20 protein-coding genes are annotated in these 25,791 nt (G+C 66.3%); 14 read left to right on the top strand and 6 right to left on the bottom strand.

Translation table 11 applies throughout. From position 1 onward, the window contains the following. Positions 1-65: 65 nt before the first annotated feature. From V5B44_RS11520 to V5B44_RS11465, 11 genes are all read left to right on the top strand, one after another. Entirely contained in the window at positions 66-572 is a 507-nt protein-coding gene (locus V5B44_RS11520) for a hypothetical protein (RefSeq protein WP_332359185.1), read from the top strand. Between the two features lie 52 nt (positions 573-624). After that, positions 625-1,680 carry a 3-oxoacyl-[acyl-carrier-protein] synthase III C-terminal domain-containing protein gene (locus V5B44_RS11515; RefSeq protein WP_332359184.1) on the top strand — a complete coding sequence of 352 codons (1,056 nt, stop codon included), beginning with the start codon at positions 625-627 and terminating at the stop codon, positions 1,678-1,680. 49 nt (positions 1,681-1,729) lie between these two features. Next, a complete protein-coding gene (locus tag V5B44_RS11510; protein ID WP_332359183.1) occupies positions 1,730-2,473 on the top strand; it encodes a methyltransferase in 744 nt (247 codons plus the stop codon). Then, positions 2,473-3,810, top strand: coding sequence for an NAD(P)/FAD-dependent oxidoreductase (locus tag V5B44_RS11505; protein ID WP_332359182.1), 1,338 nt, complete (start codon positions 2,473-2,475; stop codon positions 3,808-3,810). The genes V5B44_RS11510 and V5B44_RS11505 overlap by 1 nt, the downstream gene beginning before the upstream one ends. Further along, positions 3,807-4,097 carry an acyl carrier protein gene (locus V5B44_RS11500; protein WP_332359181.1) on the top strand — a complete coding sequence of 97 codons (291 nt, stop codon included), beginning with the start codon at positions 3,807-3,809 and terminating at the stop codon, positions 4,095-4,097. The genes V5B44_RS11505 and V5B44_RS11500 overlap by 4 nt, the downstream gene beginning before the upstream one ends. Then, positions 4,097-5,410 (top strand): beta-ketoacyl-[acyl-carrier-protein] synthase family protein, encoded by a 1,314-nt coding sequence (locus tag V5B44_RS11495; RefSeq protein ID WP_434735438.1) that lies wholly within the window; start codon positions 4,097-4,099, stop codon positions 5,408-5,410. The genes V5B44_RS11500 and V5B44_RS11495 overlap by 1 nt, the downstream gene beginning before the upstream one ends. After that, positions 5,407-6,756, top strand: coding sequence for a cation:proton antiporter (locus tag V5B44_RS11485; RefSeq protein ID WP_332359180.1), 1,350 nt, complete (start codon positions 5,407-5,409; stop codon positions 6,754-6,756). The genes V5B44_RS11495 and V5B44_RS11485 overlap by 4 nt, the downstream gene beginning before the upstream one ends. Before the next feature lie 403 nt (positions 6,757-7,159). After that, complete coding sequence (locus tag V5B44_RS11480) at positions 7,160-8,620, top strand: efflux transporter outer membrane subunit (protein ID WP_332359596.1); 1,461 nt, start codon at positions 7,160-7,162, stop codon at positions 8,618-8,620. Positions 8,621-8,946: 326 nt separating this feature from the next. Continuing rightward, on the top strand, positions 8,947-10,020 hold the full coding sequence (locus V5B44_RS11475) for an HlyD family secretion protein (RefSeq protein ID WP_332359595.1): 1,074 nt from the start codon (positions 8,947-8,949) through the stop codon (positions 10,018-10,020). Then, entirely contained in the window at positions 10,017-12,788 is a 2,772-nt protein-coding gene (gene rbbA, locus V5B44_RS11470) for a ribosome-associated ATPase/putative transporter RbbA (RefSeq protein WP_332359179.1), read from the top strand. Before V5B44_RS11475 ends, rbbA begins: the two co-directional genes overlap by 4 nt. Before the next feature lie 4 nt (positions 12,789-12,792). Continuing rightward, entirely contained in the window at positions 12,793-13,917 is a 1,125-nt protein-coding gene (locus V5B44_RS11465; protein WP_332359177.1) for an ABC transporter permease, read from the top strand. 361 nt (positions 13,918-14,278) lie between these two features. Here the strand turns inward: V5B44_RS11465 and V5B44_RS11460 are convergent, their stop codons facing one another. Beyond that, the gene (locus V5B44_RS11460) at positions 14,279-14,797 is read right to left on the bottom strand and encodes a rhodanese-like domain-containing protein (RefSeq protein ID WP_332359176.1); all 519 of its coding nucleotides are present in this window, start codon (positions 14,795-14,797) and stop codon (positions 14,279-14,281) included. Between the two features lie 116 nt (positions 14,798-14,913). Here V5B44_RS11460 and V5B44_RS11455 point away from each other — a divergent pair, with 116 nt between their 5' ends. The 3 genes from V5B44_RS11455 (at position 14,914) to V5B44_RS11445 (ending at position 18,124) form a co-directional block, all read left to right on the top strand. Continuing rightward, on the top strand, positions 14,914-15,054 hold the full coding sequence (locus V5B44_RS11455) for a hypothetical protein (protein ID WP_332359175.1): 141 nt from the start codon (positions 14,914-14,916) through the stop codon (positions 15,052-15,054). 100 nt (positions 15,055-15,154) lie between these two features. After that, positions 15,155-15,946, top strand: a complete 792-nt coding sequence (locus V5B44_RS11450) for an SDR family NAD(P)-dependent oxidoreductase (protein WP_332359174.1) — start codon at positions 15,155-15,157, stop codon at positions 15,944-15,946. A gap of 9 nt (positions 15,947-15,955) precedes the next feature. After that, positions 15,956-18,124, top strand: a complete 2,169-nt coding sequence (locus V5B44_RS11445) for a transglutaminase family protein (protein WP_332359173.1) — start codon at positions 15,956-15,958, stop codon at positions 18,122-18,124. A 276-nt stretch (positions 18,125-18,400) separates the two neighbouring features. On the opposite strand, the gene V5B44_RS11440 is transcribed toward V5B44_RS11445, so the two are convergent. The 5 genes from V5B44_RS11440 to V5B44_RS11420 all read right to left on the bottom strand — a co-directional run bounded on the left by V5B44_RS11440 (position 18,401) and on the right by V5B44_RS11420 (position 25,612). After that, on the bottom strand, positions 18,401-19,021 hold the full coding sequence (locus V5B44_RS11440) for a hypothetical protein (RefSeq protein ID WP_332359172.1): 621 nt from the start codon (positions 19,019-19,021) through the stop codon (positions 18,401-18,403). A 588-nt stretch (positions 19,022-19,609) separates the two neighbouring features. Continuing rightward, entirely contained in the window at positions 19,610-20,254 is a 645-nt protein-coding gene (gene aqpZ / locus V5B44_RS11435) for an aquaporin Z (RefSeq protein ID WP_332359171.1), read from the bottom strand. A 24-nt stretch (positions 20,255-20,278) separates the two neighbouring features. After that, positions 20,279-23,560 (bottom strand): S41 family peptidase, encoded by a 3,282-nt coding sequence (locus tag V5B44_RS11430; RefSeq protein ID WP_332359170.1) that lies wholly within the window; start codon positions 23,558-23,560, stop codon positions 20,279-20,281. A gap of 251 nt (positions 23,561-23,811) precedes the next feature. Next, positions 23,812-24,963 carry a hypothetical protein gene (locus tag V5B44_RS11425; protein ID WP_332359169.1) on the bottom strand — a complete coding sequence of 384 codons (1,152 nt, stop codon included), beginning with the start codon at positions 24,961-24,963 and terminating at the stop codon, positions 23,812-23,814. 4 nt (positions 24,964-24,967) lie between these two features. Continuing rightward, positions 24,968-25,612 (bottom strand): lysozyme inhibitor LprI family protein, encoded by a 645-nt coding sequence (locus tag V5B44_RS11420; protein WP_332359168.1) that lies wholly within the window; start codon positions 25,610-25,612, stop codon positions 24,968-24,970. Between the last annotated feature and the right edge of the window lie 179 nt (positions 25,613-25,791).

The raw sequence follows: 25,791 nt of genomic DNA, 5'->3' as shown, positions 1-25,791 counted from the left end.
CACTGGCTACGCGATGCCCTGGCGCAAGCCATCCCACGTTCCATCCACACGCAGGAGACATCATCATGGATCAGCAGACTCATATCATCAGCGGGATTTACACCAGTCGTGCCGAAGCCGAAGCCGTTTGCGACCGTTTGGTCGGATCCGGTGTGCCGCGCGAACAGGTCAGGATCGTTGATCACGCGCATGCTGCGGGCAACAGCAAAATGGTGGAGGACGACGAAGCCCTAAAGGATGTCCTGGTCGATGGTGCCGTCGGTGCCGCAGTCGGCACTGGCCTCGGGGTTGTCGCAGAAGTGGCATTGATCGCCGCCAACGTGACGCTGTTCGTCGCCAGCCCGCTGATCGGGCCGCTGGCCATGCTCGGCTGGGGAGCTGCCCTGGGTGGCCTGGTGGGTGCCGCCGTCGGTGCCGAGAAGCCGGAAGAGAAGAAAGAAGGGAAGTTCTCCGATCTCGTGCTGGATGCCATCCGCAGTGGCCACGTCGTTCTCGTAGCGCAGACCCGGACTGAAGCGGAAACGACGCTGGTGCGCGACATTGTCGGCGATTCGCTGACGACCGTGGCGTGAAGAAGCATCCTGGCTACGGCACCGTACTCGCTCCGATGAACACCCGCTAGAGATGTATTTCCGAGGCATCGGCACGGCAACGCCGGCAACGCGCTACACCAAGGCGGAGTGCCTGGCCGCCTTCGAGAAATCCGACTGGTTCGCGCGGCTGGACGCGCGTGCCCATTGCGTGGCGCGCGCCGTCCTGCAGCGCGACAACGGCATCGAGGCACGCCGGCTCGCCGTGGATTCGCTCGAAGAAGTCTTCGCGATCGACCCGAACACGCTGGCGCAGCGCTTTCTTGCGCACGCGCCGGCGCTTGCGGCGCGCGCCGCTGCCAGCGCCCTCGCCTGCAGCGGCCTGACCGCACCGGACCTGGGTGCGGTCATCGTCAGCACCTGTACCGGCTACCTGTGTCCGGGCCTGTCGGGGCATGTGGTCGAGCGTCTCGGGTTGCGCGCCGACGTGCTCGCCTTCGATCTGGTCGGCCAGGGCTGTGCCGCGGCGCTGCCGAATCTTCAGCTCGCGCACGCCTTGCTGGCGTCGAACGCGTGCGCCCATGTCCTGTCGATTTGCGTCGAGGTGAGCAGCGCCGCGATGTACCTCGACAACGACCCCGGCGTCCTGATCAGTGCCTGTCTGTTTGGCGACGGCGCCGGGGCGGCGATTCTCTCGCGGCAACCGGCCGCCGGGCGCCGTATCGAATGGATCGACAGTACGTCGCTGATCGAGCCGAGCCAACGCCAGGCGCTGATGTTCGAGCAGCGCGACGGCATGCTGCGCAACATCCTGACGCGCGCCGTGCCGGCGCTGGCGGCGGCCTATGCGCGACAGGTGCTCGATACCGTTCTCGGCCGCGCCGGCCTGCGCGCCACCGACGTGCACGCGTGGATCCTGCACGCGGGCGGGCGTGACGTCTTGCTCGCGCTCGAGCGAGAGTTCGGGCTTGAAGCCGATGATTTTCGCTACAGTGCGGCGATGTTGCGCGAGTACGGCAACCTGTCGAGCGCCTTCGTCTACTTCGTCCTCGAAGCGGCGCTGGCCGACGCAGCGCCCGCCGGCTGGTGGTGGCTGTCGTCGTTCGGCGCTGGCTTCAGTTGCCACGGCGCCTTGCTGCGGGTGAGCTGATGGGGTCCTCCGCCATGAACTCCCGGGTGACCGGGCGAAGGAAGCCTTGATGGCCATGCCAAGGGTGGTTGGCGCCGAGATTCTCGACGGCCTGGCTGCCGACGACCCGGCAGCGAAGCGCTCGCGTCGCGACCTGCGGCGCGTGCATCGTGCCATGGCCACCCGTTCGATCGTGGCGCGCGCCTTGCGCGCGACAATGGGGTCGACACCAGCGACGCGGCCGCTGCAGGTGCTCGAAATCGGTGCCGGCGATGGCAGCCTCCTGCTCGGCGTTGCCCGGCGCCTGGCGCCGGCGTGGCCGCCGGTGGACCTGACCCTGCTCGACGCCAGGCCCCTGGTCGAGCGCGAAACGATCGAACGCTACGCTGAACTGGGGTGGCAGGTCGTGCCGACCGTTCGCGACGTCCTCGACTGGGCGGCCGCCCTCAGGGACCCACTCCTCCCGAACAGCGTGACGGCGCGTTGGGATCTGGTCGTCGCCAACCTCTTTCTGCACCACTTCGAGGATGCGGACCTCGCTGGACTGCTCGGTGCGATCGCTGCGCGCAGCGATCGCCTGTTCGCCTGCGAGCCGCGGCGTGCCTGGTTCGCGCTTGCCGGCAGCCATCTGCTCGGGGCGCTCGGCGTCAACGCGGTGACGCGCGAAGACGCGGTGCTCAGCGTCCATGCAGGCTTCAACGGCAGTGAACTCAGCGCGCTGTGGCCGAGTCGCCCGGCCGAATGGCGCTTGCGCGAGTATCCTGCCGGCCTTTTCAGCCACTGCTTTCGCGCCGAGCGCGCCGCGGTGAACTGATGCGCACTCACTTCGATGCGATCGTCGTTGGCGCGGGTCCGGCTGGTTCTTCGGCAGCGATCCTGCTGGCGCGCGCCGGTTGGTCGGTGGCGCTGGTGGAGAAGCAGCGTTTTCCGCGCCGCAAGGTCTGCGGCGAATGCATTGCCGCGAGCAACCTGCCGCTGCTCGCCGCCCTCGGTGTGGGACCGGCGTTCGCAGCGAGCGCCGGCCCGGAACTGCGCCGGGTCGCACTGATGTCCGGCGAGCGCATGGTCGTCGCCGATCTGCCGGCCATGTCGCATCCGGAATACCCATGGGGCAGAGCCCTCGGCCGCGAGACCCTCGATACCCTGCTTCTCGAACAGGCGCGGGCAGCCGGCGCGCAGGTACTGCAGCCCTGGTCCGCGCTGGCCATCGAAGGCGTCGCCGGCGATTGGCACTGCGCCGTCGAGGCGCTGGAGACGCGCGCGGCGGTGAGCTTGCGCGCGCCGGTGGCCATTGCTGCGTACGGCTCGTGGGAGGCCTTGCCACTGGATCGTCAGCGTCGGCGCGAGACTCGCCGGGCTTCCGACCTGCTGGCCTTCAAGGCGAACTTCCGCGATGCGTCGCTGGACGAGGGCGTCCTGCCCGTACTGTCATTCGCCGGCGGCTATGGCGGCATGGTCGTGGCGGATGGCGGCCTGACCACCATTGCTTGCTGCATCCGACGCGACCGTCTCGAAGCCTGTCGACAGGCGTCGCCCGCGCTGCGCGCCGGCGATGCCGTCGAAGCGCTGCTCCGGCGCGACTGTCGCGGCGTTCGCCGGGCGTTGCAGGCCGCGTCGCGTGCAGGTCCCTGGCTGGCCGCCGGGCCGCTCGATCCAGGGGTCCGCCTGCGCGCTGACGACCCGCTGTTCCGCATCGGCAATGCTGCCGGCGAGGCGCATCCGATCATCGGCGAGGGCATGAGCATGGCGCTGCAGTCCGCCTGGCTCCTTTGTGCGCAGCTGCTCGCTGACAAGCGGTGCGACCAGCTCGCCGGCAAGGCCTGGCAGGACGACGTCGCCCGTCGTTATGCAGCAGCATGGCGCAGCCAGTTTGCACCGCGACTGCGTCTGGCCGCGGTCTTCGCTCACCTCGCGATGCGTCCCGCTGCCACCACCTTGCTGATGGGGCTGGCACGCAACTGGCCAGGAGTGCTGACGCTGGGCGCGCAATGGGGTGACAAGACCCGCTGCGCTGTGGACGCGGCGACAATGGCCGCCCTGGCGCCTATCGCGGCGTCGGCGGCGCCGCGCCCTGGCCGGGCGTTCGCCTTGCCAGCCAGCCGGGGCGGGTCTGGAAAACACGAAATGATGATCACCGAGGAAAACAGATGACGACAACACTCGAAGGACTGCGAGCCATTCTGGTCAAGGACTACCAGCTTGATCCGGCTGTGGTGACACTGGATGCACCGCTGGAAGGGCTGGGTATCGACTCGCTCGGCGTCGCCGAGCTGATGTTCACCGTCGAAGACCAGTTCAGGATCCGGCTATCACCGGACTCGGTGCCACTGACGACCGTCGGCGACGTGGTTCGCCATATCGACGAGCTTGCCGCAATACAACAGGGCGGCGATGCACAGACTGGCGCTGCCCTGATGCACCCGTCAGGCATGCGTTGATGCGGGTCGCGGTCACCGGCATGGGTGTCGTCTCGCCGCTCGGCAACGGCGCGGCCGCGGCGTTTGCCAATGCGCAGGCGGGCCGCTCGGGTATCCACCGCCTCGCTGCCCCGTTCGCCGCACGACTCGTCGCACCCCTTGCGGCCAGCGCAAGCTTTGACGGCGCCGGGCATTTCGAGCCACCGAAGCTGCGTATGCTCGACCGCGTCAGCCAGTTCGCCGTCGTCGCCGCCAGGCAGGCGCTAGCCGGTGCGTGCGATGTCCTGAGTCAGCTTGATCGCAGCCGGGCCGGCGTCTTCGTCGGCACCGCGATGGGCGGCTCGCAAACCAGCGACGACGGCTACAAGACACTCTACGGCGACGACTCGGATCGCATCAAGCCGTTCACCGTGCTGATGGGCATGCACAACGCGCCCGCCGCCTGGATCGGCATCGAGCACGATCTGCGTGGCCCGAATCTGACGTATTCGACCGCCTGCTCGTCGTCGGCGGTGGCGATCGGCGAGGCCTGGCGGCGCGTCGCCTGTGGTGACCTGGAGGTGGCGATCGCTGGCGGCGCCGAAGCGCCGCTTTCGTTCGGCTCCCTGAAGGCCTGGGAGGCACTGCATACGCTCGCCGCCATCGATACGATCGATCCGTCAGCGTCGTGCAAGCCGTTCGCGAAGAACCGCAGCGGCATGGTGCTCGGTGAGGGCGCGGCGATGCTCGTGCTCGAGCCGTGGGAGCGCGCCGTCGCACGCGGCGCGTCCATCCATGGGGAGATTCTCGGTTACGGGCTGTCGACGGATGTCAGTCACATCACGCGTCCAAGCGTCGAAGGACAGGCGGCGGCGATCCACGCGGCCCTGCGAGCGGCTGCCATCGTGCCCTCGGTGGTCGACGCCATCAACGCGCACGGCACCGGGACGCAAGCCAATGATGCGATCGAGACGCGGCGATCAAGGCGGTGTTTGGCGAGCAGGCAGGCGGTATTCCGATCAGTGCGACGAAGGCGCTGCACGGACACCTGCTGGGCGCAGCCGGTGCGCTCGAATGCGTGCTGTCGCTGCTGGCCATGGAGAGCGCGGTTGTCTTGCCGACGATGCACCTGCAGGTGCCGGATCCGGCGTGCGACCTTGACTACGTGCCGAACGCGGCACGCAAAGCCCCCGCCGTGCGGACGATGCTGTCGAACTCCTTCGCGTTCGGAGGAACGAACGCGGTCCTCGTCCTCGGTGCGGCGTCGTAGGACTGACGGGACGCCCACGGTGAGGGGGATTCGCCAGCCAACGGCGGCGGTGCCCGGGCAGGCGATGCGGATGCCAGGGCGATGACTTTCCCCCTCTGGGCGCTCGTCATTGGTGCGTTGCTGGTCACCATGTCCCTTGCCGGCTCGTTGCTGAAGCGCCTGCCGGTGAGCGCTTCGATGCTCTATCTGGCGGTCGGCTTCGGCCTTGGCACTGCCGGTTGGGGGCTGATGACGCCAGACCCGCGACAGGTACCGGATATTCTCGAACGTGTTGCCGAAGTCGCGCTGTTGATCTCGCTCTTTTCCGTCGGCTTGAAACTGGGCCTGCCGCTTTCGAGCCGGCAGTGGCGCTTGCCGGTCCGCCTGGCATTTGCGTCGATGGCGCTGACGGTCGGGCTGATCGCCGCCGTCGCCTACTTTCTCATGGGACTACCGCTGGGCGCCGCCGTCCTGATCGGGGGAATTCTGGCGCCGACCGACCCGGTGCTGGCGTCTGACGTCCAGGTCGACGAGCCCGGAGACCGTGACCTGCTGCGCTTCAGCCTGACCGGCGAGGGCGGGCTGAACGACGGCGCCGCCTTCCCGTTCGTCTTTCTCGGTCTCGGTCTGCTTGGTCTGCACGATCTCGGAGTCGCCGGCTGGCGATGGTTCGCCATCGATGTCCTCTGGGGGCTGGCGGGCGGTCTCGGCATTGGCGCTCTGCTTGGCACGATGATCGGCAAACTGGTGCTCTATCTGCGCACCCATCACCAGGAAGCCGTCGGGCTGGATGAGTTCCTGGCTCTCGGTCTCGTCGCCCTGGCCTACGGCGTGGCGCAGCTTGCCCACACTCTGGGATTTCTGGCAGTGTTTGCCGCCGGTCTGGCCCTGCAGCGCGTCAGGGAGGACAGCGGCTCGCCGGGCGCTGCAAAAGAAGGGCCGGCCGGCTTGCAGGGCAAGACGGCACACCTTGCCGTTGCCACCGATCCTGGCCTGGCCGGCGCCTATATGCGGCAGGCGGTACGCGGCTTCAACGAGCAACTCGAGCGTATTGCCGAACTGGTGATCGTTCTGGTGGTTGGCGCGATGCTGCCCTATGCGCGCCCCGACTGGACCACCCTCGGTTTCCTGCTGCTGCTGTTCGGCGTGCTCCGCCCGCTATCGGTGTGGTTTGGCTTGCTCGGCGCATCGGTGTCGCGCGATCAGCGCTTTCTGATCTCCTGGTTCGGCATCCGAGGCATCGGGTCGATCTACTATCTGATGTTCGCCCTCAACCACGGGCTGTCCGGCCCCGTCGTCGAGCAGGCGATCACGCTGACACTGACGGCAGTGGCCGTTTCGATCGTCATCCATGGCATTTCCGTGACGCCCTTGATGAATCTGTACACCAGGCGGAGAGCCCGCCGGAGCCACCGCGCCTCAACCGGCAAGCGCCGCGACGAGACGCGCTGATGCGACTTGCCTGGCGATGAGCGCTGATCCGTCAATGGCAAGCCCGCCTGACCGCCGTCAAGGACCCGGCAGACCTGAGATGGAACGTCGCCGCTCGTCTTCGACTCGAGCGGCCTCTTCCTGATCGAACAACAGGAAGTCCAGTCGTGATTCAGGTCCTCACGTGTGGATGCCACCAGCGGTTTGTGTATTCAGGGGCCAGCGCAAGCAGCCGAACACTGCGTGCGCTAGCGAACAGAGGAGCGCAGCCAAATTGCGCCAATATTCGAACCATGGCACGCACAACACAAAGAGCAACAACCACTGGGCCGGTGAAATACCTCTTCAGCGACAGCACCCCGCGCGACATTCCGCTATCAGTATGGCCCTGCTCGCCTGACCATTGATCGGGCCGAGCGTGCTGATGGTCCATGCGGCATCGCCCAGCTTCAGGCTCGCTGCCCTCGCCCTGCTTATGGTGGGTTGCGCCTCGATGGCGCCGCCCTACGAGGTGCCCGCCTTGCCGGTGTCACCCCGCTATGCGTCGGTGACCACTCAGGGTGGTGCAAGCGTTGCGGCCATCGGCTGGCGTGATTACTTCACCGACCCGCAACTTCAGTCCCTGATCAGCCTGGCGCTGGACAACAATCGTGATCTGCGCAGCGCCGTGCTGCGCGTCGAGGAAGCGCGCGCCGCTTACGGTATCCAACGGGCTGAGCTGTTCCCCACCATTGGCGCAGAAGCCAGAGGGGACCGCTCGCGAACACCGGCCAGGATGAGTCTCACCGGCAGGCCGCTGGTCGCCAGCCAGTACCAGGTTGGACTGGGCCTGGCAAGCTGGGAGATCGATTTCTGGGGGCGCGTCCGCAGCCTGGAGGACGCGGCGCTGGAAACCTACCTGGCCACCGACGCCGCAAGCCGTGCGGCCAGCATCGGACTGGTTGCACAGGTTGCCAATGGCTATCTCGCGCTACGCGGACTCGACGAGCGCATCGCACTGGCACGCCAGACGATCGCCAGCCGCGAGGAAAGTTTTCGCATATTCACCCGCCGCGTCGAGGTCGGCTCGACCTCGCGCTTCAACCTGACCGAGGTGCAAACCCTGCTCACCCAGGCGCAGGCGCTTGGCGCCCAGCTTGAACTGGCGCGAGCAGCACAGTTCAATGCCCTGACCCTGCTGGTCGGGGCTCCCGTCGAGCTGCCCCCCGAGCAAGGCGAGTTCGACGAAAGCAATGTCTTTCGCGAACTGCGCCCTGGCCTGCCTTCCGATCTGCTGCTGCAACGCCCCGACATCGTTGCTGCCGAGCATCTGCTGAAAGCGGCAAATGCCAACATCGGTGCCGCACGTGCCGCATTCTTTCCGCGCATTGCGTTGCTTGGCTCGCTAGGCACTGCGAGTGTCGAACTCAATGAGCTGTTCGCCTCGGGCAGCCTCGCCTGGCTTTTTTCGCCGAGCATTTCGCTGCCGATCTTCGACGGCGGGCGCCGGAAGAACAACCTGAGCCTGGCTGAAACGCGTCGCGATCTGGCCGTGACCCAGTATGAAAAGACCGTGCAGGTGGCCTTCCGTGACGTATCGGATGCGCTTTCCGCACGTGTCTGGCTAAGGCAGCAGGTGGCGATTGCCCGCACCGCGCTGGCGACGCAGGCGGAGCGCGCACGGCTTTCGCAACTGCGCTTCAACAACGGCGCCTCGGCCTTTCTCGACGTACTTGATGCCCAGCGCGACCTGCTCGACGCCGAGCAACAACTCGTGCAGACGCGGCGCGAACTGCTCAGCAGCCAGGTCAGCCTGTATGCCGCTCTCGGCGGTGGCGCGCTGGATTTCGATTCGCCAGTCGCAGGCGACAAGCCTGACCCCCCACGAGCCACGAGCGCCCCATGAACACTACCGCCACCCCACCGGTCATCGCACCGCCTACGCCGCCGGCTTCAGTAACGGTCACGGTAACGTTTGCCCCGCCGCTCGCCGCCGCAGTCGCCCCGGCGGATACCCCGATGGCAGCCGAACCGGTGACCGTCACAGTCAGCCCGACGGCTGCACCACTTGCCCCCGCACCCGCCAGCGCAGAAGTCACTGCAACGGGCGCTGCAACGGGCGCTGCCGCAGCCAGTCCCGAAGTCATACCCGAAGCCATCCCGGCCGCCGCCAGGGTCGCACCGCCAGCCGAGCCAGCGACTGCCGCGCCGCCCAGGTCAGCGGCTGGGTCAATGCTGACGAAATGGAAAAAGTGGCTGATTCCAGCTCTCATCGTCAGCGCCGTCGTAGTGGCCGCCCTGCTGGCCTGGCAAATGCTGCGCCCAAAGGGGCCTGGTGAAGGGTTCGTGAGCAGCAATGGCCGCATCGAGGCTACGGAAATCGACGTGTCAAGCAAGTTCAGCGGGCGTGTGCAGGACATCCTCGTGGCCGATGGCGAATTCGTCGCGGCGGGCCAGACGCTGGCGCACATGCAGGTGCAGACCCTCGAAGCGCAACGCGACGAAGCGAGCGCCAGGCACCAGCAATCGATCACGGCGGTAGCCAGCGCCGAAGCCCAGGTCGCGGTGCGGGAAAGCGAGCGGCAAGCGGCGCTGGCCCTCGTTGCACAGCGCGAGAGCGAGCTGGACGCCGCAAGAAGGCGTCTGGTGCGCTCGGAGACACTGACCCGCGAAGGCGCCTCGTCGGGGCAGGAACTCGACGATGATCGGGCCCGCGTGCGCAGCGTGCAGGCGGCGGTCGGCGCGGCCAGGGCGCAGGTACAGGCAGCGCAGGCGACCATCGCCGCCGCACGTGCGCAGGTCGCCGGGGCGCGCTCAACGGTTGACGCCGCCCAGGCCACCATCGCCCGCATCAAGGTCGACATCGACGACAGTGCGCTCACCGCGCCACGCGACGGCCGCGTGCAGTACCGCATTGCCCAGCCTGGCGAAGTGCTGGCGAGTGGCGGGAAAGTGCTCAACCTGGTGGATCTCAGCGACGTATTCATGACCTTCTTCGTGCCCGAAACCATTGCCGGCCAGCTGGCCATGGGCAGCGAAGTCCATATCGTGCTGGACGCCGCGCCGCAGTACGTGATCCCGGCCAAGGTCTCGTTCGTCGCCAGTACCGCGCAATTCACGCCGAAGACCGTCGAGACGGCCAGCGAGCGGCAAAAGTTGATGTTCCGCGTCAAGGCGCAGATTGGCCGCGACCTGCTGCAAAAGAACCTGACGCAGATCAAGACCGGCCTGCCCGGAATCGCCTGGCTCAAGCTCGACGGCCAGGCTGCATGGCCCGCTGAACTGGCGGTCAAGGTCCCGCAATGAACGCAGGCAGCAAGCCGGCGGCCAGCGGCCCGGCGCCGGTGGTCCGGCTTGACGGTATCAACCTGCGCTACGGCAAGACTGTCGCGCTCGACGACATCACGCTGGCGATCCCGGCCAGTTGCATGGTCGGCCTGATCGGTCCCGACGGCGTCGGCAAGTCGAGCCTGCTGGCGCTGATTTCCGGCGCGCGCAAGCTGCAGCAGGGGTCCTTGCAGGTGCTGGCCGGCGACATGGCGAGCAAGCGCCACCGCGACAGCATTTGCCCGCGCATCGCCTACATGCCACAGGGCCTGGGAAGTAACCTCTACCCGACGCTGTCGGTCGAGGAGAACCTGCAGTTCTTCGGTCGCCTGTTCGGCCACAACGCCGCCCAGCGCCGCCAGCGCATCGACGAACTGACCGCCAGCACAGGCCTGCAGCCCTTTCTGCCGCGCCCGGCGGGCAAGCTCTCGGGCGGCATGAAGCAGAAACTCGGGCTCTGCAGCGCCTTGATCCACGACCCCGACCTGCTGATCCTCGACGAACCGACGACCGGCGTCGACCCGCTGTCGCGCAAGCAATTCTGGGACCTGATCGACCATATCCGGGGCGAACGCCGCGCCATGAGCGTCATCGTCGCCACCGCCTACATGGAGGAGGCCGAACGCTTCGACTGGCTGGTGGCGATGGATGCAGGCAAGGTGCTGGCCACCGGCACCCCGGCTGAACTGCACAGCCGCACCGCGACGACGTCGCTCGATGAAGCCTTCATCGCGCTGCTGCCCGTCGAAGAGCGGCGCGGACACCAGGCCATCGTGGTCCCGCCGCTGGCCGTCAGCACCACGGGTGGCGAAGAGAACATCGCCATCGAGGCCAGGGGCCTGACGATGCGCTTCGGAGACTTCGTCGCCGTCGACCACGTCGGCTTTCGCATCCGACGCGGCGAAATTTTCGGCTTCCTCGGCTCCAACGGCTGCGGCAAGTCGACGACCATGAAGATGCTGACTGGCCTCTTGCCCGCCAGCGAGGGCAGCGCGCTGCTCTTCGGCCAGCCGGTCAATGCCCAGGATATCAATGCGCGGCGCCGCGTCGGCTACATGTCGCAGGCCTTCTCGCTCTACGGCGAGCTCACCGTGCGCCAGAACCTGGTGCTGCATGCGCGGCTGTTTTCCCTGCCCGAAGCTGCGATCGCCGCGCGCGTCGACGAACTGGTCAAACGCTTTGGCCTGACCCATGTCGTCGACACCCTGCCCAGCGACATGCCGCTGGGCATACGCCAGCGCCTGTCGCTGGCGGTGGCGGTGCTCCACAAACCCGAACTGCTGATCCTTGACGAACCCACCTCGGGCGTCGACCCGATCGCACGCGACATGTTCTGGCAGTTGATGATCGACCTCTCACGCCAGGACCAGGTGACGATCTTCATCTCGACCCACTTCATGAACGAGGCGGCGCGCTGCGATCGCATCTCGCTGATGCACGCCGGCCGCGTGCTGGTCAGCGACAGCCCGGCCCAACTGATGCGCCAGCGCGGCACCCAAAGCCTGGAGCAGGCTTTCGTTTCGCATCTCGAGGAAGCCTCGGCAAGCACCGAAAAAGTCGCCGCGCCGGCCGCCGTGACGCCGTCGCCGACCGCCCTGCCCCGCTCCATCACCCCGCGCTGGGGCTTCGACCCGGGCCGCGCCTTCAGCTACACCCTGCGCGAAACGCTGGAACTGCGGCGCGACCCTGTGCGCGCGACGCTGGCGTTGCTGGGCTCGGCGATCCTGATGTTCATCATCGGCTACGGCATCAATCTGGACGTTGAGAACCTCACTTATGCCATGCTCGACCGCGACCAGACCGTGCTCAGCCAGAACTATTCGCTCAACCTGTCGGGGTCGCGCTATTTCCTCGAGAAGCCGCCGATTGCCGACTACGAAGACCTCGACCGGCGCATGCGCAACGGCGAACTGTCCCTGGCCATCGAGATTCCGCCGGGATTTGCACGCGACATAGAGCGCGGCACGCCGGTAGCGATCGGCGCCTGGGTCGACGGCGCCATGCCGACGCGCGCCGAGACCGTTCGCGGCTACGTTCAGGCCATGCACCAGATGTGGCTCGCCGACATGGCGAAACATCGGCTGGGGATCACGCTGACCTCGCCCAGCACGCTGGAAACCCGCTACCGTTACAACCCGGACGTCAAGAGCCTGCCGGCCATGGTTCCAGCCCAGCTCCCGATGCTGCTGATGATGATTCCGGCGATGCTCGCGGCGCTGTCGGTGGTACGTGAGAAGGAACTGGGGTCGATCATCAATCTCTACGTCACCCCGGTGACGCGCAGCGAGTTCCTGCTCGGCAAGCAGTTGCCCTACATCGCGCTGGCGATGGTCAACTTCCTGCTGCTGGCGCTGATGGCGGTGACGGTCTTCGGGGTGCCGATCAAGGGCAGCTTCCTCACCCTGGCGCTGGGGGCGCTGATCTTCGTCGTCTGCTCGACCGGCTTCGGCCTGCTGGTCTCGACCTTCACCCGCAGCCAGATCGCCGCGATGTTCGTGACCATGATCGGCACCATCATCCCCTGCGTGCAGTTCTCCGGCCTGCTCAACCCGGTGTCGTCGCTCGAAGGCATGGGCGCCTTCATCGGGCACATTTACCCGGCGACCCATTTCCTGACCATCAGCCGCGGCGTGTTCAGCAAGGGGCTTGGCATTTTCAGCCTCGGCCCCTCGTTCTGGGCCCTGCTCGCCGCCGTCCCGGTGATCCTCGGCCTGGCCATCGCGCTGCTCAGGAAGCAGGAGGCCTGAGCCCGTGATCAGCAGCAAGAACGTATTCCGTCTCGGCGTCAAGGAACTGTGGAGCCTGGTGCGTGACCCGATGATGCTGGTGCTGATCGCCTGGACCTTCACCGTGGCAATCTACGTTGCTGCCACGGCCATGCCCGACAGCTTGCACAATGCGCCGATCGCCATTGTCGATGAGGACGGTTCGCCGCTCTCGGCACGCATTGTGTCGAGCTTCTACCCGCCGCATTTCAAGATGCCGGACATGGTTTCGCTGGCCGAGGTGGATGCTGGCATGGACCGCGGTGACTACACCTTTGCACTCGACATTCCGCCGAACTTCCAAAGCGACGTACTGGCCGGGCGCATGCCGGCAATGCAGCTCAACATCGACGCCACGCGCATGGGCCAGGCCTTCACCGGCAACGCCTACATCCAGCAGATCGTCACCAGCGAGGTCAATGAATTCATCAAGCGCTATCGCAGCTCGGCAGTGCCGCCGGTCGATCTCGCGCTGCGCATGCGCTTCAACCCCAATCTCGAGCAAGCATGGTTCGGCTCGCTGATGGAGATCATCAACAACGTGACCATGCTGTCGATCATCCTGACGGGTGCGGCGCTGATCCGCGAACGCGAGCACGGCACCATTGAACATCTGCTGGTGATGCCGGTAACGCCCACCGAAATCATGCTGGCCAAGGTCTGGTCGATGGGCCTGGTGGTCCTGCTGGCCGCTCTGGTGGCGCTGGTCTTCGTCGTCCAGGGGGCATTGCGGGTGCCGATCCAGGGCTCGGTGGCCCTGTTCATGCTGGCTGCTGCGCTGCACCTGTTCGCCACCACCTCGATGGGAATCTTCCTGGCGACGCTGGCGCGCTCGATGCCGCAGTTCGGCATGCTGCTGGTCCTGGTGTTGTTGCCGCTGCAAATGCTGTCGGGCGGCAGCACGCCCTACGAGAGCATGCCGCAACTGGTGCAGGGCATCATGCAGGTAGCGCCGACGACGCACTTCGTTTCGGCAGGCCAGGCGATTCTCTATCGCGGTGCCGGAATCGACGTGGTATGGCCGCAGCTTCTGGCCATTCTGGCGATTGGCAGCCTCCTGTTCATCACCTCACTGAGCCGCTTTCGCAAGACCATCAGCCAGATGGCGTGAGCACTCGGTTGCGCCGAAGGGTCGCCTGAAGAGTATCGGCTTCAATTTGCTCTGGCCGTCGGCCTGCCGGACGGGTCGCGCTCGCTGGGCCACCGCGCCTGCACGGTGAAGGATCTGCGCATCGGCCCACACAACACCCGTTTCCTGCTCGAGCGGTGGGCGAACCCGGGTACCCTTCAGCGACGACGGCAAGGTCCTCGAACGAGCAGTGCTCAGCGAATCCTCCGCTCGGCCCGAGCATCCGCGGTTGCAACAGTTCCGGTCCCACATCCGTACGTCGTTCCCGGAAGCAGCGCGACCGCGAGCGAAGCAAGCGCTGTGATGCAGGCTCTCCTGGATGGCGCGCCGGGATGAGCCCGTGCTATTTCACCGCTTCGAGCGGAAAATCGGCACCTTTCCATGCGAACAGGCCGCCTGGGAAACGATAGACCTGTGTGTAGCCGAGCTTGCGCGCCCATGCGGCGCCGTTATCACTGCGCGTGCATTTGACAAAGCCACAGTAGAACACCACCGGCTTGTCCTTGTCCGAGCCCAGCAAGGCGGCGAAATCAGCTTCCGTCTTGCCACCGGTCTCTTTCGTGTCCCAGGAACTCATGCGTGCGACCGGGAAGAGAAAGTGCTTCGCCCCCGGCAGGTGTTCTTTCGTGTAGCTGGCGTCGTAGGGCATGGTATCAACCAGCACCATCGGCTTTGCCTCATCGAGCATTTTTTTCAGCTCGACCGCTGTCAGCAGTTGGTAGCCACCAGCCTGGGTATCACGGGTCAGTGTTACGGCCTCCGATTCCCTGGCAGTTTCGACCTCGAACCTGGTCTCGGCAACGACCGGGTCTGGCAGCAGGAAACAACACAGCAAGGCGGGGACAAGTTGTCTGATCTTCATGTGATTCGTCTTCATATAGGGTTGGACGAACGGCGCTCTGCACTGCGCCACAAACGCAGACACACCGGCTCTTGGCACCGGTTGCGAGTCCATGCGAAAGTCCGTGGCGGCAGCGGATGATACACGCTCTGCGGGTCACTGCGTGCGATGGCCGCGCTTACGCCCGCGACGCCGGTCACCGCCAGAAGAAGGCAGAGCGATACCGTCGCGCGCCACTGCTCGCACCGCTATTGGCCAAGGTGGCCGGGCAGAGCTAGACTGCACGCTCCAGGCCGCACTCCTCGGGAAGTCAGGAGTGCAGGTCAAGCTCCCCGAAGCAGGAAGCCGGCTTTGCCAACCACTGAAAGGTCACCTCGCATGGACATGAAACTCACGAACAGGCTCGCGCTGGTCTCTGGCAGCACGGCTGGCATTGGCTACGCGATCGCCACGGCGCTGGCCGGCGAAGGCGCCCGGGTCATCGTCAATGGCCGCACGCAGGCCGCGGTTGACGCGGCGGTGACGGCGATCCGATCGGCGACGGGCAGCGACGTGTCGGGATTTGCCGGCGACCTCAGCACGGCGGATGCAGCCGAGGCGCTGGTTCGGGAAAATCCCGGTATTGAAATCCTGGTCAACAATCTCGGCATTTTCGAGCCCAGGCCGTTCGATGAAATCCCCGACGCCGACTGGATGCGCTTCTTCGCGACCAATGTGTTGAGCGGCGTACGTCTGGCTCGCCTGTGCCTGCCCGCGATGCGACGCGCCGACTGGGGGCGCATCATCTTCATCTCCAGCGAAAGTGGCGTGCAGATTCCGGCCGAGATGATCCACTACGGCGCCACCAAGACGGCACAGATTGCCATTGCGCGCGGACTGGCCGAGTCGCTCGCCGGCACTGGCATCACCGTCAACAGCATCCTGCCGGGGCCGACGAAATCGCGTGGCGTGACGGATTTCGTTGACGCGCTCGCCAAGGCCGATGGCAAGTCCTTTGACGAGTTCGAGAAGGATTTTTTTGCGCAGGTCCGGCCGACGTCGCTGATCAAGCGCTTCGCCACTCCCGAGGAGGTGGCCTCGCTGGTGACCTACATCGCCAGCCCGCTGGCCTCGGCCACGACCGGCGCGGCGCTCCGCGTCGACGGCGGGGTGATCAAGAGTGCGTTCTGAGGCGAGGCGATGACCCCAGCGTCTACCCTCGATGAAGCATTCGCCGCGGCCGTCAGCCGTCACGACGCCCGGATCGCTGCCCTGGGCCTGAGCATCTGGGTCGGCTCCGAGCCGACCTTTACCGACCCGTGCGCACAGTCGCCGGAATGGCTGACCAGGGCGTTGGGCGGCGCCAAGGAACAACGGGCCGAAGCACTGCTCAGCGAGTTCTGCCAGAGCCTCCCCGGCGGCCTGCTGCTGCGCAGCGTCGGACGGCAGTATCCCGGCGAGGATCGACCCCGCTGGAACCTGGGCCTTTACCGGCGGCGCAACGGCGAGCCGGTCTGGCCGGGACCCCCCGACCCGATGTTGGCCGCACGCGCGAGCGCCAGCCTGCCCCGGCCCGGCAAAGACGCCACAAAACCTGCTCCAGCCGACCTCACTCGCTGGGCCACCGCCCTGGCCGCTGGCCTGGCAGCGCGCGGCTGGCTGGTCACCCCGCTGGCGATCGAGGAACCGCTCGAGCGACGCCTGCTGATGCGCACCGATACCGCTGTCGTCGCGCCGGATGCCACTGATCCTCGCCTGCGGCGCAACTCGGTCGACACCCGCCCCATCCCGGCCAGCGGTCTGCGCGATGAACTCGCCGAGGCGGGCGCCTATCTCTTCGTGCTGCACCTGCACGAGCTGGACGGAGTGCCGACGGCGCGCCTCGAACTGCCGCTGATCGCCGAGGTTTCGACGTTCCTGGCGATTCTGGAGACCGTCGCGCAAGCCTCCCTCGCCAGCCATCTGCCGACGCTCCTCCTCGCCGGCTACCCGCCGCCGGTCGATGCGACGGTCGAGTGGACCACCGTCACGCCGGACCCGGCGGTGATCGAGATCAACAGCGCCCCGAGCCAGGATGCTGCCGACTTCCTGCGGCGCAGCAGCGAGATCCACGCCGCGGCAGTGGCACAGGGTCTGGCTCCGTATCGGCTGTACTTCAACGGCACCGTCGCCGACTCCGGCGGCGCCGGCCAGATCACCCTCGGCGGCCCGTCACCGACAGCCAGCCCCTTCCTGCGCGAGCCCCGCCTGCTGCCCCGCCTGGTGGGCTTCCTCAACCGTCACCCGGCGCTGTCCTATCTCTATTCGCACGACTTCGTCGGCAGCAGCGGCCAGTCGGTGCGCGCCGACGAGCGCGGCATGGACGCGGTAGACGAACTGGATCTGACGTTGGCCCTGCTCGAACGTAGCGAGAAGATCTCGCCGGAACTCCTCTGGCACAGCCTGGCACCGTTTCTCTGCGATGCCTCGGGCAACAGCCATCGCGCCGAAATGAACATCGAGAAACTGTGGAATCCCTTCCTGGCCGGGCGAGGCAGGCAGGGACTGGTCGAATTCCGAGCCTTGCGCATGCAGCACACGCCGCAGCGGGCCACCGCCCTGGCCTGCCTGCTGCGTGCCATCGTGGCCATGCTGACACGGGAAACGTCGGCCGTGCCGCTGATCGACTGGGGCCGCGAACTGCACGAACGCTTTGCCCTGCCCTTCTACCTCGAACAGGACCTGCACGCCGTCCTGCAGGAACTGGCCGCCGCCGGACTGGGCCTCGACGAGGCCATCGAGGCGGTGCTTCTGCGCGACGAATGCCGCTTCTGGGGGCAGGTCACGCTGCCTGGCTGCAGCCTGGAAATACGACGCGCCCTCGAGTTCTGGCCACTGCTCGGCGACGCCGCCAGCCCCGAGCAGGGCGGCAGTTCCCGCCTGGTCGACGCCAGCACGGCGTGCATCGAACTGCGCCTGCGGCCTGCCGACGGTAGCGGCTGGGACGACTGGCAGATCTTCGCCGCCGGTGTCGCCCTGCCGCTGCGGCGCGAGGGCGATGGCCGCGGCGAGCTTGGCGTCTTCGGCCTGCGCTACCGCAGCTTCGTCCCCGGCTGGGGTCTGCATCCTGCGCTGCCCGCGCAGGCGCCACTGCGGCTACGCCTGCGTCATCCCGAACAGGCCACCGATCACCTCGTCACGCTGCACGAATGGCGCCCCGACGGGGCGGGCTACGCCGGCCTCCCCGCCGACCTGGCAGCCGCCGCTGCGCGCCGCGCCGAGCGCGTGACCCTCGAAGCCCTGCCGCGCGACCCGGCCGTGCCAGTTCGCCCTGCCCCGGTCCGCGGTCTCGGCCCTTTCTGCCTCGACCTGCGCTGCCTGCCCGGCTGATGCTCGCGGCGAGACCAATCAAAAGTTGGCGCCTGGCCTTCTGCAGCAACCCGTCGATTCGCTGTCTTTGTGGCATTTCCCCGGGCCTCCAACCTCATGGCAAGAGCGGCTTGACTTCCTGGGATACACCTTTGGGCGGTGCTACAACCGCGAGACCGGGCGCGCCTACATTGGCACCCGGCCCTCGCCGAAGAGCATCAGTCAGACGAAAGGGACGGAAACAGACAAGCCGAACCCACGGCTATCGCGCCACATCTCGACTCTACCGAAATTCCCTTAAGGGAAAGAGCCCTTCGCGACCAGAGCATCCCAGCTGGCTTGCTCGCTCAGGCCCCAAACCGCCTTTTTGGCGTCGAACGATTTGCGGCTTCGCCCATAAGCCGGGTCGCCCCGCACAGCCTCTGCGATGCGACCGGCAAGCCGGTCGAGCAAGCCGTTCTTCCCCGCCTGCTCAAGAGCTTCCGGCGATTCAAACAAAATCGCCATCTTGGGCCAGCCGTAACCCCAGATGCCTTCGACTTCGAGGATCCCCATGCCCTGGGCAACCAGTTCCTTTCGGAGATCCTGCGCGAGGCGCTTGAGCGCGGCATCCGCAAGCACGGAGTAACTCATCCGCGGTATGCAGTTGAATGCAACCACCGGTACCACCACCACGGCAATGGCGATCGCCGCCAGGGTGGATAGGTCGAGCATGTATTTCAGTAGGGGCACCGCGCTCACCACGTAGAGAACAATGGCATAGAAGAACAGTTTCATCTCCGGATTCGGCGGCAGACGGGCAATCGCGATCACGAGTAGGGCAATCACGAGCGCCACCCAGTGGGGCATGCCCAGCCAGAGCTGCAGCCCTACAACCACGAGCAAGGCCAGCACAACCAAAGCAGTATAGGTCTTCATCGTCGTCTTGCTTTCTGCGAAGGCGGACCCCTTGAGCTGAACAGGAAAAGGCGGAACAAGGCCTCACCACCTTCCCCAGGGACGGGAGTTTCAAGCGCCCGAGTATCAGTGACGGGTTCACCGCCTGTCAAGCTCGCATCCTCCTCGGCAAACGGCCGTGCATGGCAGCATTGCCGGCTTTCTCGACGGCCCGAGGTCAGGATATGCCGTCGCCTTTAGCAGACGCTGCGTGACTTCGTGGGTCCGCAGTCCCGCCCCACGCGGCGGGCATGCGGGCTTTGTCGGGAGGCGGGGACAGTATGGGCAATTCCCACTGAGGGCAGCTACGCCTTTTCTGGGCACCCCGGCCCCTCACTTTGGTGTCGGAACGAGTAATTTCGTATGCTGTTCCCGACATCCCTGTTTTCCTAACCAACGCCGATAGGCGCTGTAAATCTGCTGCCATCTGCACATAGTTGCCAACGGTGCATGGTGTCCGATAGTACTCGTTGCGGGCTGCTGTCGCAAAGTGGCGACATTTTCTTCGAACTGAAGCTGGAACCGAAGCAGATCCGCTTTGCCGATTCGGCATGCCAGGCTGAGTTGTCTTCACTCCTTCGCAAGAACGGCGCGATGGATCGTTGCGCCCAGGACAGCACCAACGATCGGCGCCAGCCAAAATAGCCAGAGCTGGGCTACCGCCCAATCACCGACAAACAACGCAACGCCCGTGCTCCGCGCGGGATTCACTGAGGTGTTGGTGACGGGAATGCTGATCGGGCGAATCAGCGTTAATTTCAGGCCGATCGCCAGAGGTGCGAAGCCGGCAGGAGCACGCTTGTCCGTGGCTCCCAAAATGACCAGCAGGAAGAACATGATCATCACGACTTCCGTAACCAGAGCAGCCGTCAGGGAATAGCCCCCGGGGGAGTGAGCGCCATAACCGTTCGAAGCAAAACCCTTCGCGACCTCAAACCCCGGCGCTCCGCTGGCAATGACATAGAGCACAGCGCCGGCTGCCATTGCACCGGACACCTGTGCCACGACGTAAGGAAGAAGCTGACTGGCCGGGAAGCGGCCACCGACCCACAAGCCGACGGATACGGCCGGGTTAAGGTGACAACCAGAAATGTGGCCAATGGCATAGGCCATGGTCAGAACGGTCAGGCCGAACGCAAGGGACACCCCGAGCAGGCCGATACCAAGCTCGGGAAAGGCAGCGGCAAGCACGGCACTACCGCATCCGCCCAGCACAAGCCAGAATTTCCGGCCACTACCTCAATCCCGCGGTATCGATCGCACTGCGGGTCTGGGGCCAATCTGCTGCTGCAACACCTCGATGCTTCGTTCGAGCTGCGGATCGCGTCCGGCCGCCACAGCGGACGGGTCCGCCGCGACCGGGACGTCGGGCACGATCTCCTGGTTCTCAAAGAAGCGACCGTCGCGCCCCATGAAGCCCAGCTGTGGCACACCATAGTCCAGGCGCTTGTCGAGCTGAATATCCCACACCACGGCGGTGCCGGTACCCGGCACGCTTTGGCCGAACAGCGGGCCGATCTTCAACCGCTGGTAGAGCGCCGGGAACACCGAACCGTCGGAGTAGCTGCCGGCGTTGGCGATCAGTGCGCTTGGCCGGGTCCAGCGTGAAACGGGAATCTCGGCGATGCGCACGCCGTCGCGGGTAACCAACTCGGCCACGCTCTGGCCAGTGAGCATGGCCACCAGCGGATCGTGCAGGTTGCCGCCGCCGTTGAAGCGCACATCCACCAGTACCGCCTCAGCATGGCGGTGGCGGCCGAACAGGTCGCCGTAGGCGCTCAGATACGACGGCATGTTCATGCGCGGGAGATGCACGTAGCCGAGGCGCCCGCCCGAGGCCTTCTCCACCAGCGACCGGCGCTTGTCCACCCAGCGCTGGTAGGCCAGCGTGAATTCCTCCTGCAGGGCCACCGGCGTGATCGTCTCTTCGACCGGCTGGCCGCCCTGCGCGGGCCGCACGCTCAAGAGCACCGCCTGGCCGGCCTTGCGGTTGAGAAATTGCGCCAGCTCGGTGTCCGGCGTGATGGCCTGGCCATCTACCGCGAGGATCACTGCCCCCGGCTTGATCCGGCTGTGTGCGCGGTCGGCCGGCCCGCCGGCCATCACCTCGACGACGCGCACGCCGGCACCGCGCCAGCTTTCGTCGACATACACGCCGAGCGACGCGGTCGCGTCGCCGTCGCTGCTGTTGGGCGTGAAATGGCTCCCCTGGTGCGAAGCGTTGAGCTCGCCCACCATCTCGCTGAGGATCTCGGCCAGTTCTTCCCAGTGCTGGACGTAGGGCAGGTAGCGGCGATGGTCGGCGCCGACCAGGTCCCAGTCCACGCCGTGCAGCTTGGCATCGTAAAACTTCACCTTGGTCAGGCGCCAGGCGTGATCGAAGATCGCGGTGATCTCAGCTTGCGCGTCGCGCGTCATCTCGGCGTTGAAGGGGATGGTGCTGCCGGGCTTGCCGGTGGCCACGTCGTAGCGGTCGATGCCGGCCGGGCCGAGCGCGAGCACGGTCTCGCCCCTGGCATCCACCTCGTACATCGTCGTCGCGCTGTGCGGCCGCTGGAACAGCACACGCGGCTGGCGCGACGAAAGATCGATCGCGTAGCCGACGTCGTTGCCGATGGCATCGGCCGCCACCAGCAGCAAGGTGCGCCCGTCGGGCGTCAGGCGGTAGAACTGGACATCGACGGTGAACGGCGTCAGGCGCAGCGTGCGGCGCTCGATGCCGCGCAGGTCCGGCAACTCGGCAGCAGACGCCCCCTTCGCTGCCTTGTCCTGCGCGACAGCGGCCTGGCCTGCCTTCGCCAGGCGAGTGCGTTCTTCAGCGCTGGCGCCAAAGGCCTCGAAGGCCTCGGGGGTGAGGAAGGCGGCATAAACGTCCATGCCGATCGGGTTGCCGTCGGGTGTCGGCGAGGCGGCCCGGTCGCTGGTCCACAGCACCGCCTGGCCACCCGCGCCGACCTGGGGCAGCTTGTCAGTGAAACCGCTATTGCTGATGTTGCGCCGCGGCTCACGCCCGGTGGCATCGACCAGCTCGATCTCGGCCGTGGCCTCGAAGCCGGTACGCGTGACCAGCCAGCGGCCGTCGGGCGACCAGGCGTAGTGCAGGTCGTCATCGGTGTAGGAATAGACGGCGTCGCGCCCGAGCACCTCCACCGAACGGCCGGACTTGAGATCGAGCACCCGCAGCGTGACGCGGTCCTGGCGGTAGGCGAGCCTGGTGCCGTCGGGGCTCACGAGGGGCTGGAACGTATCGCCCTCGGCGCTCACCAATACCTTCTCGTCGAATGGCGCGACGCCGGTGAAGCCAGTGTCCTGCTCGCGCCGCAGGCGGGCGGCCATCACCTCCCAGCGACCGTTGCGCTCGCTGGCGTAGACCAGCGTGCGGCCGTCCGGCGCGAAGCTCAGGTACCGCTCCTCAGCGGGCGTGTTCGTGATGCGGCGCGCCTGCCCGGTCTGGGCCGAGACCACGAAGACCTCGCCGCGCGCGATCACCGCGAACTCCGGCGCCGTAGGCGAGGCCGCGAATTCGGTGGCCTGGCCGGTCAGCTTGGCGTTGGACAGCCCGGCCAGCAGATTGCCCTGGCGAATGCGCACCGGCAAGCGCTGCGGCTGCGTGACGCCGGCGGGCAAACGCCAGATCTCTCCGGCATAGCCGTAGACAAGGCTGCCGTCCCGCGCGGTGCTCAGGAAGCGCACCGGCTGGCCCTGATGGAAGGTCAGTTGCTGTGCGTCACCCCCCGCCAGTGGCTGGCGCCAGACATTGAAGCTGCCGCTGCGCTCGCTGAGCCACAGGACCGCGTCTTCCTGTGGGTTCCAGACGGCGTTGCGATCCTCGCCACGGAAATCGGTCAGGCGGCGATGGCTGCCGTCGCGCCGGTCGTACAACCAGACGTCGCGCGCCGCCTCGGAGACGTGGTGCTTGCGCCATTCGTTCTCGATCGAGCGGCGGTCGGTGTAGAGCAGCCGCTGGCCATCGGCGCTGGGCGCTACGTCCAGCGCCGGCGTGGGCAACAGCAGCGTCGGCCGGCCGCCTGCCACCGGCACGGCGTAGAGCTGCTGCAGCCCGCCCAGGGGCTTGGCCGCGTCCAGGGCATCCGCCTTCGGCGAGCCCAGCCGGGAGGACGCGAACAGGATTTCGCGGCCGTCCGGGCTGAACGCCTGCGGCAGGTCCGCGGCCGAGTGGAAGGTCAGCCGCGTGATCGCGCCGCCGTCGACGGACATGACAAACACGTCGTCGCTGCCATGCCGGCGCGAGGCGAAGGCGATGCGCTGCCCGTCGGGCGACCACACAGGATGGTGGCTGTAGAACCCGCCGGAGGTCAGCGCGCTCGCCTCCCCGCCCGCAGCGGGCACGACCCATATCTGCCCGCCATGCGCGAAGGCAATGCGGCTGCCGTCGGGCGACACTGCCGGGGTGCGCAGCCACAGCGGCCGCTCGGGGTCAGGCGGCGGCAGGGGCGCTGCAGACGACAGTCTCGCTGCAAAGACGAGTGAAAGAACCAAGCCGTAAATTCGAATGCTCATGTTTGACATTTCCCTTCAACCTTACTCGGTGTGGCGTGAACAAGCTGCCTGCGACCGCGCTCGGACCCTTTTTGAGGATTGGACGAAACGGCACGATCTGCTATCAAGAAACGATGGCGCCTCGCCAAGCCTCGCTTCGACCAGCATCGACCTCAAGCCAGACGTCGGTTTCCCCGTGACGACTCGCAACGAAGGCGGCCGGCGCCAAGCCCGTGACCGAACGTTCAAAGCGGGCGCGCACGCTAGCCAAATTACCCACCCGACCCGGAAACTGCGGACGGGGCCAGGTTGGCCTCGTCCGGGAGCGTCATCGGACGCACGCCCTTGACCGAACGGATGGCGAACTTCGGGTCGAGCTTCTGCAGCTCGGCGAAAAACCCCGGGAAGTGCGCCGCGCCGTAGGTAATATAGATTTTGTCGGACTTCGATTCGGCGACGAAGCGGGCGAGCGTCTGGTTGCGGAAGTCGAGGATGATACGGCTGGACGGATCCTTCTCTTCGCCCAGCTCCCCGGAGACGGCCATGCCCAGCACGCCGCGGCAGACGATCCCGGCGAGCTTCTTCTGCTCGGGAGTGGCCCCTTCCACTATGCCGAGGAACAGCGCGAACGGATCGCCGGGGTCGGGCGTCGCCTGCTTGGCCTTGGCCGCCCTGGCGGCCATCGCAGTCGCGAAGGCCGGGTCCTCGCGCAACAGGCGGTCGTACTCGGTCTTCATCTCGAGGAAGTTCGCGTCGGCGGTGATGTGCCGCGAAGGGTGGATCGCCATGTCGGCCTTGATGGGGTCGAAGTAGTTCAGTTGGAAGCTCAGGCCGCATTGCTCGGCCATCTTCTTGTAGCCTGCGCTGAGGTCCTGCTTGCTGCCCCGCAGGGTCTGGTTGAACCAGTCGGTCAGGTCGGGCCGCCCGTCCACCGGCGTCACGCCCTCATAGAACAGCGTGTAGCCGTCCGCGAGCGCCTGCTCGAGGTCGAACACGACCGACTTGTAGAACTCCTCCGAGCCGATGTGCTGCATGCCCTGGAAAACCACGGTCTTCTGTCCGTTGGAGAGCGTGGCCAGGGGCACCGCGGTCGGCCCGCTCTGAACCCAGAAGGCCAGGTAATACACCGGCAGCGAGGCGAGTCCGACCATGCCCAGCGCGCCGGCAAGCGCGAAGGCGCCGAAGGACCGGCCCGGCGAGTAGGCCGGGTCGCGCCGCTTGGCCAGCCAGCGCAGCAGGAACAGCAACGCGCCCAGGACGACGCCCGCGACGACGACCAGGCCGACGATCCATAGCGGCAGCTTGCCCACCACCAGCAGGCCGGCCAGTGCGAACAGGATCAGCGCCAGCCAGAACGCGCCGTTGAGACGCGCTGACCAGTTGCTGGCGCTGGATTTGCTTGTCGTCGCCTTGGTTGTGGTCATCGTGTCATTTCGCCTTGCATTGCAGTTCGTCGGTCTTGCCCGTATTCGTGTCCAGCCAGCTCACCTTCAGCTCGTTGCCGCGATGCACGAGGCTGACATTCTGCCCCTCGTACTGCCCATCACTCGCAGAGCCGACGAGCCACATCGTCACGGTACGATCGCCGCGCTCCAGTCGGATCGTCGCCGGGTCGGTGGCGAAAAAGTTTGCCGCCACCTCGTTGGCGGGGTTGTTCTGACAGGCATGGAAGACGGTCTTCGGCGGCAGTAGTTGCCAAACCGCTTGCAGTTCCGACGTGCGGAGCCTGTACTGGGCATCGACACACCCCTTCACCGTGTCGACGGTCCAGGTTGCCGTGATCCAGGTCTGCTGCCCTTTCGCCTTCCAGCAGTCGTTGCGACCCTTGACCCAGCCTCGCTGATCCTCGCGCAACCGTGTCGCGACCTTGCCTTTGGCCTTGGCCGATGCCGCCTTGTAAACCTCGCCAAGCGTGCGGTCGAGAGCCGCCAGTGAGGGGTCGGCGCAGATCAGCGTTTCAACCTCACCGCTCGCTTTCGCGCAGTTGAAAGTCGGCCCCTGCGCTAGCACAGTCACCGGAAAGGCCACCGCACCGGCGATGAAAGATGAAGCAACAAGCACTGGCTTCTTCATTGGTTCTCCCCACTCGATAGTCTATCGGCATCGCTCTGGTTGCGGGTCTAGCGGCTGCCTGCGTGCCGATCGCTGCAGCTGCCATCGCAAGTATTGCCCACACGGCCAAGGGGAAGCATCTTCCGCCGCTCCCGATGGCCCTATGAGTATCGGTCAGCGGCTTTCGCCCTTACACTAGC

This window comes from Candidatus Accumulibacter necessarius (genome assembly GCF_036625085.1).
The sequence above is the reverse complement of the archived record's forward strand: the minus strand, read 5'-3'. Positions and strand labels throughout refer to the sequence as shown.

Coding starts and splice junctions, on each gene's coding strand:
- V5B44_RS11420 (WP_332359168.1), bottom strand. CDS start 25,612: ATGAAGAAGCCAGTGCTTGTTGCTTCATCTTTCATCGCCGGTGCGGTG.
- V5B44_RS11440 (WP_332359172.1), bottom strand. CDS start 19,021: ATGAAGACCTATACTGCTTTGGTTGTGCTGGCCTTGCTCGTGGTTGTA.
- V5B44_RS11455 (WP_332359175.1), top strand. CDS start 14,914: ATGATACACGCTCTGCGGGTCACTGCGTGCGATGGCCGCGCTTACGCC.
- V5B44_RS11475 (WP_332359595.1), top strand. CDS start 8,947: ATGCTGACGAAATGGAAAAAGTGGCTGATTCCAGCTCTCATCGTCAGC.
- V5B44_RS11485 (WP_332359180.1), top strand. CDS start 5,407: ATGACTTTCCCCCTCTGGGCGCTCGTCATTGGTGCGTTGCTGGTCACC.
- V5B44_RS11425 (WP_332359169.1), bottom strand. CDS start 24,963: ATGACCACAACCAAGGCGACGACAAGCAAATCCAGCGCCAGCAACTGG.
- V5B44_RS11460 (WP_332359176.1), bottom strand. CDS start 14,797: ATGAAGATCAGACAACTTGTCCCCGCCTTGCTGTGTTGTTTCCTGCTG.
- rbbA (WP_332359179.1), top strand. CDS start 10,017: ATGAACGCAGGCAGCAAGCCGGCGGCCAGCGGCCCGGCGCCGGTGGTC.
- V5B44_RS11495 (WP_434735438.1), top strand. CDS start 4,097: ATGCGGGTCGCGGTCACCGGCATGGGTGTCGTCTCGCCGCTCGGCAAC.
- V5B44_RS11450 (WP_332359174.1), top strand. CDS start 15,155: ATGGACATGAAACTCACGAACAGGCTCGCGCTGGTCTCTGGCAGCACG.
- V5B44_RS11520 (WP_332359185.1), top strand. CDS start 66: ATGGATCAGCAGACTCATATCATCAGCGGGATTTACACCAGTCGTGCC.
- V5B44_RS11500 (WP_332359181.1), top strand. CDS start 3,807: ATGACGACAACACTCGAAGGACTGCGAGCCATTCTGGTCAAGGACTAC.
- V5B44_RS11430 (WP_332359170.1), bottom strand. CDS start 23,560: ATGAGCATTCGAATTTACGGCTTGGTTCTTTCACTCGTCTTTGCAGCG.
- V5B44_RS11505 (WP_332359182.1), top strand. CDS start 2,473: ATGCGCACTCACTTCGATGCGATCGTCGTTGGCGCGGGTCCGGCTGGT.
- V5B44_RS11510 (WP_332359183.1), top strand. CDS start 1,730: ATGGCCATGCCAAGGGTGGTTGGCGCCGAGATTCTCGACGGCCTGGCT.
- V5B44_RS11445 (WP_332359173.1), top strand. CDS start 15,956: ATGACCCCAGCGTCTACCCTCGATGAAGCATTCGCCGCGGCCGTCAGC.
- V5B44_RS11515 (WP_332359184.1), top strand. CDS start 625: ATGTATTTCCGAGGCATCGGCACGGCAACGCCGGCAACGCGCTACACC.
- V5B44_RS11480 (WP_332359596.1), top strand. CDS start 7,160: ATGGTCCATGCGGCATCGCCCAGCTTCAGGCTCGCTGCCCTCGCCCTG.